The 13,882-nt window shown below is 65.2% G+C and carries 11 protein-coding genes and 1 other RNA gene; 11 read left to right on the top strand and 1 reads right to left on the bottom strand.

All coding sequences use genetic code 11. The annotated features are described in order from the left end of the window. From J7367_RS22510 to J7367_RS06040, 10 genes are all read left to right on the top strand, one after another. The coding region (locus J7367_RS22510) for a hypothetical protein (protein ID WP_345776720.1) at nucleotides 1–281 on the top strand (281 nt) is incomplete at its 5' end. A gap of 12 nt (nucleotides 282–293) precedes the next feature. Continuing rightward, nucleotides 294–1,193 carry a pyrroloquinoline quinone biosynthesis protein PqqB gene (gene pqqB, locus J7367_RS06080; RefSeq protein WP_057659563.1) on the top strand — a complete coding sequence of 300 codons (900 nt, stop codon included), beginning with the start codon at nucleotides 294–296 and terminating at the stop codon, nucleotides 1,191–1,193. Then, the gene (gene pqqC, locus J7367_RS06075; RefSeq protein ID WP_057659565.1) at nucleotides 1,190–1,942 is read left to right on the top strand and encodes a pyrroloquinoline-quinone synthase PqqC; all 753 of its coding nucleotides are present in this window, start codon (nucleotides 1,190–1,192) and stop codon (nucleotides 1,940–1,942) included. Before pqqB ends, pqqC begins: the two co-directional genes overlap by 4 nt. After that, the gene (gene pqqD / locus J7367_RS06070; RefSeq protein ID WP_057659567.1) at nucleotides 1,939–2,217 is read left to right on the top strand and encodes a pyrroloquinoline quinone biosynthesis peptide chaperone PqqD; all 279 of its coding nucleotides are present in this window, start codon (nucleotides 1,939–1,941) and stop codon (nucleotides 2,215–2,217) included. Before pqqC ends, pqqD begins: the two co-directional genes overlap by 4 nt. Beyond that, nucleotides 2,214–3,332, top strand: coding sequence for a pyrroloquinoline quinone biosynthesis protein PqqE (pqqE, locus tag J7367_RS06065; protein ID WP_057659570.1), 1,119 nt, complete (start codon nucleotides 2,214–2,216; stop codon nucleotides 3,330–3,332). The genes pqqD and pqqE overlap by 4 nt, the downstream gene beginning before the upstream one ends. Nucleotides 3,333–3,396: 64 nt before the next feature. Continuing rightward, nucleotides 3,397–3,909 (top strand): hypothetical protein, encoded by a 513-nt coding sequence (locus J7367_RS06060; RefSeq protein WP_022558738.1) that lies wholly within the window; start codon nucleotides 3,397–3,399, stop codon nucleotides 3,907–3,909. A gap of 428 nt (nucleotides 3,910–4,337) precedes the next feature. After that, a complete protein-coding gene (locus J7367_RS06055; protein WP_057659572.1) occupies nucleotides 4,338–5,858 on the top strand; it encodes a PhoPQ-activated protein PqaA family protein in 1,521 nt (506 codons plus the stop codon). A 302-nt stretch (nucleotides 5,859–6,160) separates the two neighbouring features. Beyond that, a complete protein-coding gene (locus J7367_RS06050; RefSeq protein WP_057659574.1) occupies nucleotides 6,161–7,195 on the top strand; it encodes a glucokinase family protein in 1,035 nt (344 codons plus the stop codon). 100 nt (nucleotides 7,196–7,295) lie between these two features. After that, a complete protein-coding gene (locus tag J7367_RS06045; RefSeq protein ID WP_057659577.1) occupies nucleotides 7,296–8,747 on the top strand; it encodes a TonB-dependent receptor in 1,452 nt (483 codons plus the stop codon). Between the two features lie 61 nt (nucleotides 8,748–8,808). Continuing rightward, a non-coding RNA gene (locus tag J7367_RS06040) (sX9 sRNA) lies at nucleotides 8,809–8,882 on the top strand. An 81-nt stretch (nucleotides 8,883–8,963) separates the two neighbouring features. On the opposite strand, the gene hrpA is transcribed toward J7367_RS06040, so the two are convergent. Next, nucleotides 8,964–13,085, bottom strand: coding sequence for an ATP-dependent RNA helicase HrpA (gene hrpA, locus J7367_RS06035; RefSeq protein WP_057659579.1), 4,122 nt, complete (start codon nucleotides 13,083–13,085; stop codon nucleotides 8,964–8,966). Nucleotides 13,086–13,188: 103 nt separating this feature from the next. Between hrpA and J7367_RS06030 the strand changes: the two genes are divergently transcribed. Beyond that, complete coding sequence (locus J7367_RS06030; protein WP_017155541.1) at nucleotides 13,189–13,737, top strand: Dps family protein; 549 nt, start codon at nucleotides 13,189–13,191, stop codon at nucleotides 13,735–13,737. Nucleotides 13,738–13,882 lie beyond the last annotated feature (145 nt).

Raw genomic sequence — 13,882 nt, 5'->3', positions numbered from 1 at the left:
GCGATGGGGAGCGTGCGTCTGTGAACCGGGAAATTCCCGCGGAAAGCGCCAGAAATGGCGAAATTCCGAAGTTCCAAAAGCCACTCTTCGGAACGACGCCACCTTCCGCCCTGTCAGGTCTCGTTGTTCAGACCTTCCCTAGAAGAAGCCTGTCGTTCGTGAAGTCAATTGTGGCGCCGAAATCAACTGCTACGTGTCCGGCGAGTTTTGATCCTGCACGTTTCACGCTTAACTTGCCGCCCTTCCTTTTGATGCATGACCGGCAATTGCCGGCAGATTAGGTCCCGTTCTCCATGCGCATCATTGTTTTGGGATCGGCGGCCGGCGGTGGGCACCCGCAGTGGAATTGCCATACCCCCGCAAGCCTGCGGGCATGGCAGCAGACAGACGGTGCCCAGCGTCGTACCCAGGCCAGTGTCGCGGTCAGCGCCGACGGCGAGCGCTGGGTGCTGATCAACGCCTCTCCCGATTTCCGCCAACAAATTCTTGCAACGCCGGCGTTGTGGCCGCAGCAAGGGCTGCGGCATTCGCCGGTTGAGGCGGTGCTGCTGACCAGCGGCGAGATCGACCACATCGCCGGGCTGCTCTCGATGCGCGAAAGCCAGCGGTTTTCGTTGCATGCCAGCCGCCGCGTGCTGGATTTGCTCGCGCAGAATCCGATTTTCGACGCCGTCAATCCGCACTACGTAAGCCGACAACCGTTCGCGCTGGACACACCGTTGGCGCTGTGCGGATTAGCGCTCACGCCGTTTTCGGTGCCCGGCAAGGTGCCCTTGTTCATGGAATCGCGCAGCGGCGGCGACCTGGCTGGGTCCGATGAAGAAACCCTCGGACTCACCATCGACGATGGCCGCCACCGCATGCATTACATTCCCGGCTGCGCTGCGATGACCGACGCCTTGCGTGCGCGCCTGCAGGGGGCCGAACTGGTGTTCTTCGACGGCACGTTGTGGCGCGATGACGAGATGGTGCAGCTGGGCATCAGCCAGAAGACCGGCCAACGCATGGGCCATATGAGCATCGATGGCCCCGACGGCACCATCGCCGCATTCGCACCGTTGAACGTGGCGCGCAAGATCTTCATCCATCTCAACACCACCAATCCCGTGCTCAACACCTTCTCGCCCGAGTTCGCCAGCGCGCGCGCCAGCGGTTGGGAGGTTGCGCATGACGGCCTGGAGATCGCCCTGTGACCGCCCTGCTCAGCCCCGACCAACTGGAAGCGGACCTGCGTGCCATCGGCGCGCGCCTGTATCACGACCAGCATCCGTTCCATGCGCTGCTGCACCATGGCAAGCTCGACCGAGGCCAGGTGCAGGCCTGGGCGTTGAATCGCTTCGAGTACCAGCGCTGCATTCCACTGAAGGACGCGGCGATCCTGGCGCGTATGGAAGATCCGGCGCTGCGGCGGATCTGGCGGCAACGCATCCTCGACCACGACGGCAATAGCGCCAGCGATGGCGGCATCGCGCGCTGGCTACACCTCACCGACGCGCTCGGCCTGGACCGCACGCTGGTGGAGTCCGGGCGTGCGCTGCTGCCGGGAACGCGCTTTGCGGTACAGGCGTACCTGCACTTCGTGCGCGAAAAAAGCCTGCTCGAAGCGATCGCCTCGTCGCTGACCGAATTGTTCGCGCCCAACATCATCGGCCAGCGCGTGGCCGGCATGCTCAAGCATTACGACTTCGTCTCTTCCGAAGCGCTGGCCTATTTCGAACATCGCCTGACCGAGGCGCCACGCGATTCGGATTTCGCGCTGGATTACGTCAAGCAGCATGCCGATACGGTCGAAAAACAGGCGCTGGTCAAGGCCGCGTTGCATTTCAAGTGCTCGGTGCTATGGGCGCAGCTGGATGCACTGCATGTGGCCTACGTATCGCCAGGCATCGTCTGGCCGGATGCCTTCGTGCCGGACCGCGACGCCAGCCAGGTCGCAGCATGAGCGGCATTACCCGCCATAGCCAGCCGGCGCTGCGGGCGGGCGTGCGCCTGCAACAAGACCGCGCACGCGATCAGTGGGTGCTGCTCGCGCCCGAGCGCGTGGTCGAGCTGGACGACATCGCCTTGGTGGTCGCGCAGCGCTACGACGGCACGCGCTCGCTGGCGCAGATCGCGCAAGAGCTGGCTGCAGAATTCGATGCGGACGCAGCGCAAATCGAAGCGGACGTGATCGAACTCACCGATACGCTGCATCAGAAGCGTTTGCTGCGGCTATGAGCATCGCGCCGCCACCGCTGTCGGTGTTGCTGGAGCTGACCCACCGCTGCCCGTTGGCGTGCCCGTATTGCTCCAACCCGATCGCGCTGGCCGCGCTGCGCGAGGAAATGGACACCGCTGGCTGGCGCTCGCTGTTGCAGCAGGCCGCCGACATGGGCGTGCTGCAGGCGCATTTTTCCGGCGGCGAACCGATGCTGCGTAAAGACCTGCCCGAACTGGTCGCACATGCGCGCGCGCTCGGGCTGTACAGCAACCTGATCACCTCCGGCGTCGCTGGCGGCGAGCCGATGCTGGACCAACTGCAGGCGGCCGGGCTGGAACATGTGCAGTTGAGCGTGCAGGACGTCGACCCGGCCGGCGCCGACCGTATCGCCGGCTACCGCAATAGCTTGTCCAAGAAGCGCGAATTCGCCGCTGCGGTCCGCGCACGCGGCCTGCCGCTGACGATCAACGCGGTACTGCACCGCCATAACGCCGAGCGCGTGCCCGGCATGATCGCGCTGGCGCTGGAATGGCAGGCCGAGCGCATCGAAGTAGCGCACACCCAATACTACGGCTGGGGTCTGCGCAACCGCGCTGCGCTGATGCCCAGCCGCGAGCAACTGCTGGCCACCATCGACGCGGTGGAAACCGCACGTCGCCAGCTCGGCGACCGGCTGGCGATCGATTTCGTCACGCCCGATTACTACGCGCGCCAGCCCAAACCCTGCATGGGTGGCTGGGGCCAGCGTTTCGTCAATATTTCCCCGCGCGGCGATGTGCTGCCCTGCCATGCCGCCGAAACCATCGAAGGCATGCACTTTGACAATCTGCGCGAGCGCTCGCTGGCCGACATCTGGAACAACGGCGAGGCGTTCGTGCGCTTTCGCGGCACCGCATGGATGCCGGAGGTGTGCCAGGGCTGCCCCAAGCGCGAGATCGATTGGGGCGGCTGCCGCTGTCAGGCACTGGCGCTCAGCGGCGATGCCGCCACGCTGGACCCGGTCTGCGAGCGTTCGCCCATCCATGCGCAGGTGCGCGCAGCCGCCGAGCAGGAGTCGGCATCGCCGGCACCGGCCTTCATCTACCGCCGCCCCGAACGCCCAGCACCAGCCGCTGCAGACATGCTGGAATAGGCGGCGCCGGCATGCGCCAACAGCGTCTACACTAGCCCCCCCTCTTCTTCCTCGGATGGCTTCCATGTCGCTCGCGCGCCGCATTCCCTTGCTGGTTTGCCTGACCTTGGCGTTGCATACCGCCCCCGCCCTGGCGCAACGCGCGGTGCAGGGCGACCTGCAGTCGCAGATGAGTGCCGAACAGTTCAAGGCCGCCGGCCTGGACAAGCTCAATGCCAGCGAACTGGCTGCGCTCAACGATTGGCTACAGGGCAAGGTCGCCAAGGAGGCCGCAGTGGTGGTCGAACAGGCCAAGGAAGCCGGCCGTCAGGAAGTGATCGTCAAGAACCGCGGCTTCTTCGACTTCGGCAGCAAGGAGCCGATCGAGAGCACGATGGTCGGCGAATTCAAGGGCTTTTCGAAGGGCCGCGTCTACACGCTGGCGAATGGTCAGGAGTGGGAACAAACCGATACGGCCAGCCTGTCCGGGGTGCGCAAGGATGCACCCAAGGTCAAGATCAAGCCGGGTCTGGTCGGCGTGTGGTATCTGCAGATCGAGGGCTACAACACCCCGGCCAAGGTGCGGCGGATCAAATAGCGCATCGGCCAAGCTTGCGCGGCTGCCGAAGACGTCGCCACGCCTGGCATCGGCATGCGCCACGCGAATCCCGCCGCTGGGCGTTGCGCGCGCGACATCGCAACTGCAGCCGCTGCACTTCGCCCGCTGGATGCCGCTCACTGCAGAGCAGTGCATGCGTTGGTGCCGACAGACAGAGCGCAGACCCAGATGCGCCCCCTCCAGGCGCAGCTGACGTGGCGCGCCGAATCATCGTCCTCCGCCGCGCGCAGACGCAGCCCATTGCCGGGAGCGAGACGCGCCGCCCTGCTTACCGATAGCGACCACGCGTACACTCCTGCACACCCCCCGCGCGCCCCACCCCGTCGCTGACGCGACTGCTGACCACGCGTCCCATGTGATTGGCCGCGGCAAGCGCTGGCCACACGCACGGTCTCTGGAGAACCCGCATGCGCTCGATGACCTATTGCAGCCTGGCACTGCTATCGTCACTGACACTGTCTTCCGGCATCGCGCCCGCTGATCCACTCGCTTCTGCCGCGTCGCCGGCAGAGCGCTGTGCGAATGCACCGGAAGTTGGCTTCGGGCAAGCCTTGGTGTGTTACCGCGATGCCATCGAACAACAACCGTTGACCTATACGCGCGTTGGCACCAGCAGCGTTGCCGGTGTCGAGCGGCGCGACTACCTGCTGACCTCGCAGGACTGGTCGCCGGAGGGACTGGTCACGCCGTCGCGCTGGCAGCATGACGTGGCGATCTATGTACCGAAAGAGGCCTTGCCCATGCGCGCAGTATTGATCTCAACCAACGGTACGCGTCATCCGGTGGATGGCAGTACGGCGCAGCCGGCCAGCGAGTTGTCGCCCGAGGCGCTGGCGGCGTTGGCGCAACGCACCCGCACGGTAGTGATCGCGCTCAGCGACATTCCCAACCAGGCGTTGCGGTACCAGGGCGATGCCACCCCACGCCGTGAAGACGACAGCGTGGCCTATAGCTGGTCGCTGTTTCTCAAAGCGCCGCAGCAGCGCAAGACACTGCCGCTGCACGTGCCGATGGTGGCCGCGATTGCGCGCACCATGAGCCTGGCCGAGCGCGAATTGGCCCCGCTGCAAATCCACCGCTTCGTGCTTGCCGGCGCCTCTAAACGCGGATGGGCCAGCTGGCATGCCACCATCGCAGACCAGCGCGTAGAGGCGGTGGCGCCATTCGTGATCGACATCCTCAACATGCCGGCGGTGCTGGAGCATATGTCCCGCACCTATGGCGGCAACTGGCCGATTGCCTTCAACGCCTATGCAAAGCAGGGCATCACCTCACAACTGCAGACCCCGGCTTTCACGCGATTGGTGCAGTTGCAAGATCCGCTGAGCTATTTGCACACGCCGTACCGCACGCGGCTGGCGGTGCCCAAGTACATCGTCAACGCCAGCGGCGACGACTTCTTTCTGCCGGACAATACCCAGTTCTTCTACAACGCGCTGCCCGGCAGCAAGGCGCTGCGCGTCCTGCCCAATAGTGCGCACAACATTCGCGCCTCCGTCGTCGATACCCTGGCGCCGTTCATCACGCGCCTGCAGCAGAAGCGCCCGCTACCGCAGGTGAGCGATGTATTGCGTACGGGCCAAGCGCCGCAGATCCGCTTCCGCTCCTCCGAGCGGCCAACGCAGGTGCAGCTGTGGAGTGCACATAATCCGCACGCGCGCGATTTCCGCTACGCCTGCGGCATACGCTACAGCGCCACGCCGATTGCGCTTGCCGGCGGCAGCACGGTCCCGGTACCGGTACCGGTGCAGATTCCGGAGAACGGCTGGAGCGCGTATTTCGTGGAAGCCACTTACGCGGATGGATTCGTTGCCACCAGCCAGGCTTATGTGCTCGGCAAGCAGCGTTACCCCACCCAGGCACCGCCCACCGATAACGCGGCCTGCAGCACGCTGCCTGGCGTGACCAGCGCCGGCGCCTTGCGCTGACGCAGTCCTTGAAACAGGGTGGGTGGGGCGATAGCCGACTGAAGCACCTGGTGGGCAGCCGGGCGCCACGCGCCGGCTTGCCGAGTCCGCTCTTCACTCACCACTGCACCACGTTGGACGCATTTGTCCACTTTGCGCAACGAAGTCCGCACAGACAACGCCAAACAGCACGTTTTTGCACTTGAGCACGCCACCAAGATCGATCCAACCCGGCTGATCCATTGACATCGTTGTCACCAACTCCTAAACAGGCCCCTACTCGCTGACGGCATCGGCCGGTCAGACGGACCAAAGGACTGAATGTGGCTGCGATTTCGCGTTCCGCTTACGCCTCTGCCTCGCCCGATGTCCCCGTTGCCATCAGCTTCATCGCTGCCGATGTCGGCGGCACGCATGTGCGTGTCGGGCACATGGTGCAGGCGCGCGATGCCGCCATCGAGCTTTCGCATTACCGCACCTATCGCTGCGCCGAACACGCCAGTCTCCAGGCCATCCTCGAGGATTTCCTGCAACAGCGGCGCGGCGTCGATGCGGTGGTCATCGCCAGTGCCGGCGTGGCGTTGGACGATGGCAGCTTCATCAGCAACAACCTGCCATGGGCGATTTCACCCAGCCGCATCGGTGCTGCACTGGCAGTGCGCAACGTGCACCTGGTCAACGATTTCGAGGCGGTGGCCTACGCAGCGCCGCAGATGGAACAACGCGCCGTGCTGCAGCTGAGCGGGCCGACACCGCGCCATGCGCGTGCCAACGGGCCGATTCTGGTGGTCGGCCCCGGCACCGGTCTGGGTGCAGCACTGTGGATCGATGCCAAGCCACGCGCGATCGTGCTGGCCACCGAAGCCGGCCAGGTCGCGCTAGCCAGTACCCACCCGCGCGAATATGCCGTGCTGCAAGGCCTGTTACGTGACCGGCACTATTTGCCGCTCGAGCACGTGCTCTCCGGCCCGGGATTACTGCATCTCTACGATGCGGTGTGCGAGCTGCATGGCGCAACGCCGCGTCATCGTCTGCCCGCCGCCGTGACGCACGCAGCGCTGCACGAAGACGATGCGCTTGCGCGCGAGTGCCTGGAGATTTTTTGCGGCCTGCTGGGGAGCGCGGTCGGCGACATGGCGCTGGCCTACGGCGCTGCCGGTGGCATCTATCTGGCCGGGGGCTTCCTGCCGACGATCGGCCAGTTCCTGGCTGGCAGCGCCTTTGCCGAGCGCTTCCTGGACAAGGGAAACATGCGCGCTGTGCTCGAACGCATTCCGGTCAAATTGGTCGAGCACGGGCAACTGGGCGTGCTCGGCGCGGCCAACTGGTATCTGCAGCACCACACCGACCTGTCGTAAGCGATACCACGCGTTCTACCCCGAGCGCGCGTCTGCAAGACCCCGCATCCGGCGAGCGGCAGCCCGCCGTCCATCCCTGTGCGTGATGAGGAGAGACATCATGAAATACAGCACCACCCTGCTGTCCAGCGCCATTGCACTATCGCTGGCATTCGCTGCGCAAGCCCAGGACAGCGCTGGTACGCAAGCCACCGACCTGGACGCCGTCCAGGTGGTCGGCATCCGCGCCAGCCTGGAAAAATCGCTCGACACCAAACGCAACAACACCGGCATCTCCGAGGCGATCACCGCCGAAGACATCGGCAAATTCCCGAGCACCAACGTGGCCGAAGCGCTCTCGCAGATTCCCGGCGTGACGTTGGACAGACGCTTCGGGCAAGGCGAGCGCGTGAGTATCGACGGCACCGACCCCAGCCTCAATCTGTCGTTTCTGGACGGGCATCCGGTCGCGCAGGCGATCTGGCTCTACGGCGAACAACCCAGCCGCGGTTTCGATTACACCCTGCTGGCCCCGCAGATCCTGGGCCGTGCGGAAATCCTCAAATCCTCCGAAGCGCGCCTGACCGAAGGCAGCCTCGGTGGCACGGTGCTGATGCATACGCGGCAGCCACTGGATCTGAAAGTCAATGAAGTGGCTGCATCCATCGGCTACAGCTACAGCGACCAGGCCAGCCAGGGCAAGCCCAACGCGGCACTGCTCTACAGCTGGAAGAACGCGGCCGAGACCTTCGGCATTGCGGTCTCGGCGCAGCATTACGAAGAACGCGTGGACCGCCGCGGCATGGAGGTCTTCGGCTACGTACCGGCCAGCACCTTCGCCAATGCCGCAGGCGGCGTGCCTGCCGATACGGATGTGCCCAATTCGATCAACGCTGCCTGGTTCCAGCAGGATCGCGAGCGCGACAGCGCCGTGGTCAACCTGCAGCTCAAGCCCAGCGAGGCGCTGGAGTTCAATCTGAGCGGCCTGTACATCAACGACACCAGCGCCAGCGTGGAGCGCCAGTACAACGCATTGCGCGATACCGCACCGCAAAGCTGGGCGCAGTTGGTGGGCAGCAACGGCTGCACGGCCGATGGCTATTGCGACTACAGCATTCAACGGCCGCGCAATGCCGGCGATGGCAAGGTCAAGGGCTTCAACATCTCCTTCCAGCAACCGTTCGGCGACAGCGGCTTCGGTCTGACCGCCAACTACACCTATGCCGCTGGCGAAAACAACACCGGCGATGCCCTGCCCTACCAGTCGCGCAACAGCCTCGCCTTCAGCCCCTACTACGAAAAAGGCCCGCTCAATGCGCGGCTGACCTACAACTGGCGCGACAGCTATCTGGCCGGCGGTTATGTGGCCGGTGCGGCACCGGCAAGCGTGGACGATTACGCCGAACTCGGCGCCAGCATCGGCTATGCCTTCAGCCCGAACTGGTCGCTGCAGGTCGATGCGCAGAACCTGCTGGACGAGCAATATCTGCAATATCTGGGCGACAAGGACCATCTGGCCGGCCGCTACAAGAGCGGACGCCGCTACATGGCCAGCCTGCACCTGAAGTTCTAGCGCAGCCAGCAACACGACTGCGCTCACCGCCAGGTGGGCGCGGCCGGTGCCCAGAATCGGCATCTGCCACTTGCACACGCCGGTTCCTGTGCGCCGTCCCGCCCGCCTGGCGCCTGCTCGCTACGTCTGTTAGCAGCCCTCAGCTTCGAAGACGGACGCCGCGCGGGGTATGAGATGCGTGCGGCCTGTGTCCGATGCACGGCCTTGCATCAGGCCTCAACTGCGCAATGCAGCCACCCGTTGCGATAGCTTCTTCGCCGATACACCGGATTTTGCACCCAGCTCCTGCGCAAAGACCGACACGCGCAGTTCTTCCAGATCCCAACGCAGCGCCTGCCACTCCTGGCGGTCTTGCAAACCGCGCGCGGCGGCGGCTTCCAGTGCATCCACGAACGGTTTGAGCTCGAGCATGCGCGCCTGGTCGCGCGCAGGATCGCGCTTTGCGCGTTCGGTGCGCAGGATCATCGCCCTGAGGTAGCGCGGATAATTGGCCAAGGCGTCGGCCGGGGTGTCGCGCAGGAAGCCTGCATGCACCAGCGCGCGCAGTTGCTGCTCCATGTCATCCAGATTGCCGCGTGCCCAGCCCATCAACGGCGCTTCCAACAGTGGCTTGAGTTCGGCCACGGCGCCCAGGATGCTTTCGGCCAGCTTCAAGCGCTCCATCGCTTCGCCGAACAGCCACTTGCTCGCGTCGTCGCGGCGCTGCGCAAATGCGCCAGGGTCGCGAATGGCGCCCAGGCCATCGGCCAGCACGGCATTGAGCGCCGCATCGACCAGATCGCCACGCAAGCGTTCCTGCGATTCGATCGCCGCATACAGCAGCCCGGTCTTGGGCGACACCGGCAATTGCTTGCGTGCCTGCTTGATCTTGTCGGCCAATGCGATTTCCAGCAGCCGACGCACGCCGCACGGATGCGCCCGCATCGCTTCGTTGCGGTCGGCAAAGATACGCAGCGCAGCAGTTTCGCCCTGATCCACCAGCGCCGGATACGCCGGCACGCCGGCCTCGCCGGCCACCTGCTCGGGAATCGGCGCGCTGGGAAAATCGCGCAATCCTTCGGCGGCCAGCGCGCGCCCGGCCCGTGCGGCAAACGCCTGCCCGGCACGTTCTCCGTAGCGCGCGCGCAGCCCGTCCAGATCGCGCGACTCGGCCAGCACCTTGCCCTCGTCATCGCGCAGGCGCAGGTTCATCAGCAGGTGCGTGTCCAGCGCCTGCTCATCGAAATCCAGCGCCGTCACCTGCGTCCCGGTAGCCTTGGCCAGAAAGCGCGCCAGTTCGCCGCGGATATCGTCGGCCGAGGCAACGCTGTAAGCCTCGTAGAACGCGCGCCCGAAATCCGGTGCCGGCACGTAGTTGCGGCGCTGCGCCTTGGGCAGGCTACGAATCAACGCAGACGCCTTGTCGGCGACGAAGCCCGGGGCCAGCCACGATAGCCGCGCTGGATCCAGCGCATTGAGCAGGTGCAGCGGCACCTCCAGCGTCACGCCGTCGTCGACGGCACCCGGCTCGAAACGGTAATGCAACGGCAGGCGCGCATCGCCGAGCGGGAAATACTTCGGAAAGCGATCGGCTTCGCTGCCTTCGCCCGGCAGCAGGTCGTTCAACGACCAATGCAGGCTGCGGCGCTTGTCCGGCGGCAAGGTCTTCCACCACGCATCCAGACCGCTGGCCGAATGCAACTCGGCCGGAATGCGATCCAGATACCAGCGCGCCTGCCAGCCTTCGTCGGCGACGATACCGGCGCGACGCAACTTGGCCTCTTCCTCGCGCGCCTGTTCGAGCACCTTGAGATTGTCGGCCACGAAGGCGGCCCGCGTATTGATTTCGCCCGTCACCAGGCCCTGGCACACGAACAGGTCATGCGCTGCGGCCGGGTCGATCTTGCCGAAATGCACGGGCTTTTTCGGCGCCAGCACCAGTCCGAACAGGCTGATCTGTTCCGAAGCGACCACCTGCCCCTGCGCACGCGACCAATGCGCATCGAAATGCTTGCGCGCCAGCAGATGCGGCAGCTCGGCGATGGGCCAGTCCGGCTCGATCGCGGCATTGGTCATGCCCCAGACTTTCTGCGTGTCCAGCAACGTGGCCGCCAAAATCCACGGCGGCGGTTTGCGCGCCAGCGCCGAACCCGGGAACGGCACGAAGCGGCGTTGCCGCGCGGCCAGATAGTCGCCCTTTTCCGTGCGATGGCCGATCTGCGTCGGCAGCCCCGCCAACAGTGCGCGATGCAGCGCCTGATACGCCGCCGCACGTTCGCGCTCGCTGCTGCGCGCCGGCGCTTCGCCGGGCTCGGCCTGCTTGTTCGCCGCCGCCGGCGCGGGTGTTGCAGGCGCTGCGTTGGGATCGGGCTTGCCTTCGCGCGCCAGTCGCGCAGCACGGTGAAGCTGGCCACGCGTGGGCCGGTTGGCGTTATGGCCGTCCTCGCGGACCGGCGCGCCGGCACCGGCCAGCAGCGGCGCCAGCATCACATTGGCCGGCTCTTCGCTCCAACCTAGTTCTTCGCACAGCAAGCGCAGTTGTCGATGCAGCTCGCGCCACTCGCGCATGCGCAAGAAACCGAGGAAATGCCGGCTGCACCAGTCGCGCAGCTTGGACTGGGTCAGATCTTCATGCACCTGCCGGTACGCATCCCACAAGCGCAGGATGCCAACGAATTCAGAGCGCGCATCGGCAAACAACGCGTGTGCGTTATCGGCGGCCTCGCGCGCTTCCGGCGGGCGCTCGCGCGGATCCTGGATGCCCAGGAATGCGGCGATGATGATCATCTCGCGCAAGCACCCATGTTGCTGCGCGGCCACCAGCATGCGCGCCAGCTTGACGTCCACCGGCAGGCGCGCCATCTGTCGCCCAGTGGCGGTTAGACGCCGCTGCGCGTCGATAGCGCCCAGCTCCAGCAGCTGTTGCCAGCCATCGGCCACCGCACGTTCGTCGGGGGCCTCCAGGAACGGGAAATCTTCGATCCTGCCCAGCCCCAACTGCAGCATGCGCAAGATCACCCCGGACAACGAGGAGCGTCGGATTTCCGGATCGGTGAACGCCGGACGCGCGGCAAAGTCCGCTTCGGCATACAGCCGGTAGCAGATGCCCTCGGCAATGCGCCCGCAACGGCCCATGCGCTGGTTGGCGCTGGCCTGCGAGATCGGCTCGATATGCAGACGGTCCAGCTTCTGGCGCGGGCTGTAGCGCTTGACACGGGCAAGCCCCGGGTCCACCACATACCGGATGCGCGGCACCGTCAGCGAGGTTTCGGCCACGTTGGTGGCCAGTACCAGGCGCCGCCGCGGACCCGGATTGAATACGCGGTCCTGATCGGCTGCCGACAGCCGCGCGTACAGCGGCACCACTTCGGTTTCGCGGTATTTGCGCCGTTCCAGCGACTGGTGCGCATCGCGAATCTCGCGCTCGCCCGGCAGGAACATCAACACGTCACCGCGCGGGTCGATGCGGGTGATTTCGTCGATGGCCGCCACGATCGCATCGTTGACACTGCGCTCACCGTCGCGGCCGCTGCCGTGTTCGCCGTCTTCGCTTTCGCCCGCATCGCCTTCGAGCGGGCGATAACGCACCTCGACCGGGAAGGTGCGGCCTTCCACGCTGATCACCGGCGCATTGTCGAAGTGCTGTGCAAAGCGCTCGGTATCGATGGTGGCCGAGGTGACGATCAACTTCAGATCGGAGCGCTTGTGCAGCAACTGCTTGAGATAGCCGAGCAGGAAATCGATGTTGAGGCTGCGCTCGTGCGCCTCGTCCACGATGATGGTGTCGTAGGACGACAGCCAACGGTCGCTGGCGATTTCTGCCAGCAGTATGCCGTCGGTCATGAACTTGATGCGTGACTGATCGCTGACGCGATCGGTGAAGCGCACCTGGAAGCCCACCGTCGTGCCCAATGGCGTCTTCAGTTCCTCGGCCACGCGCGCGGCCACTGCACGCGCGGCGATCCGGCGTGGTTGGGTGCAACCGATCATCCCGGCGGCTCCGCGCCCGGCTGCCAGGCACAGCTTGGGCAGCTGGGTGGTCTTGCCCGAACCGGTTTCGCCGGCGATGACCACCACCTGATGGTCGCGGATCAGCGCGATGATGCGCTCGGCCTCGCGCGCGATGGGCAACTGGTGGTCCAGCGTGATCGCCGGCTGCTGCTCGGCCCGCGCCTGGCGTTGTGCCTGCGATGCCGCCAGCGCCTGCTCGAACGCCTCGCGCACCTGCGGGTTGCCCGGCTTGCCCTGCCAGCGTGACCATAGGCCCAGCAGGCGGCCACGGTCGCGGCTCATCGCGCCATCCACGGCACGGCGGCGCTCACGCAAGGTCTCGGCAAGGGTGGAGTCGATAGCGCTCATTGATCGAAAAATGTGAAAAATTGAATGACGTTTGATCCTTTAGCCTGTCTATTGTGACGCCATAACTGTTCTGTCAGACATCAACCCTCAGAAGGACCCTTCCATGTCCAAGAAAAAGAACGCCAACAAGCCCGTCATCGTCAACGATGCCCTGCCGGTTGCAGCCGCCTCGGCGCCGCATATCGATATCGGGATCAAGGACGCCGATCGCAAGCAGATCTCCGACGGTCTGGCCCGCTACATGGCTGACGCCTTCACCCTGTATCTGAAGACCCACAACTTCCACTGGAATGTCACCGGGTCGATGTTCAACTCGCTGCACACCATGTTCGAAACCCAGTACACCGAACAATGGGCGGCGCTGGACGAAGTGGCCGAGCGCATCCGTGCTCTGGGCTACAACGCGCCGGGCTCGTATCGCGAATTCGTCGCGCTGACCTCGATCCCGGAAGAGCCGGGCCTGAGCGACAGCGCCGACTGGCGCGAAATGGTGCGCCAGCTGGTCAGCGGCAATGAAGCGGTCTGCCGCACCGCCCGCAAGGTGCTGGGCACCGCCGACGATGCCGGCGACGATCCGACCGTGGACCTGCTGACCCAGCGTCTGCAGACCCACGAAAAGTACGCCTGGATGCTGCGCTCGCTGCTGCAGTAAACCCTCTGGGCTTCGCCCCCTGCGGGTTTGCCCAAGGTTTTGCAGTTGCGAAACCTTGGGCCCCAGCTCAATTACCTGCCACACCCCGCGCCTTCGGCGCGCCCTCTGACTCAGGGGGCGCAGCCATCTCCGCTTCGCGGACATG

The organism is Xanthomonas sp. D-36-1, assembly GCF_017746155.1.
Lineage (GTDB): Bacteria > Pseudomonadota > Gammaproteobacteria > Xanthomonadales > Xanthomonadaceae > Xanthomonas > Xanthomonas cissicola.
Note: the sequence above shows the minus strand (reverse complement) of the source record. Positions and strands in the feature narration are given on the sequence as shown.

Excerpts from the sequence above, each read along its gene's own strand:
- J7367_RS06045 (WP_057659577.1), top strand. The coding sequence starts at position 7,296 with ATGAAATACAGCACCACCCTGCTGTCCAGCGCCATTGCACTATCGCTG.
- pqqB (WP_057659563.1), top strand. The coding sequence starts at position 294 with ATGCGCATCATTGTTTTGGGATCGGCGGCCGGCGGTGGGCACCCGCAG.
- pqqD (WP_057659567.1), top strand. The coding sequence starts at position 1,939 with ATGAGCGGCATTACCCGCCATAGCCAGCCGGCGCTGCGGGCGGGCGTG.
- J7367_RS06055 (WP_057659572.1), top strand. The coding sequence starts at position 4,338 with ATGCGCTCGATGACCTATTGCAGCCTGGCACTGCTATCGTCACTGACA.
- J7367_RS06030 (WP_017155541.1), top strand. The coding sequence starts at position 13,189 with ATGTCCAAGAAAAAGAACGCCAACAAGCCCGTCATCGTCAACGATGCC.
- hrpA (WP_057659579.1), bottom strand. The coding sequence starts at position 13,085 with ATGAGCGCTATCGACTCCACCCTTGCCGAGACCTTGCGTGAGCGCCGC.
- pqqE (WP_057659570.1), top strand. The coding sequence starts at position 2,214 with ATGAGCATCGCGCCGCCACCGCTGTCGGTGTTGCTGGAGCTGACCCAC.
- J7367_RS06060 (WP_022558738.1), top strand. The coding sequence starts at position 3,397 with ATGTCGCTCGCGCGCCGCATTCCCTTGCTGGTTTGCCTGACCTTGGCG.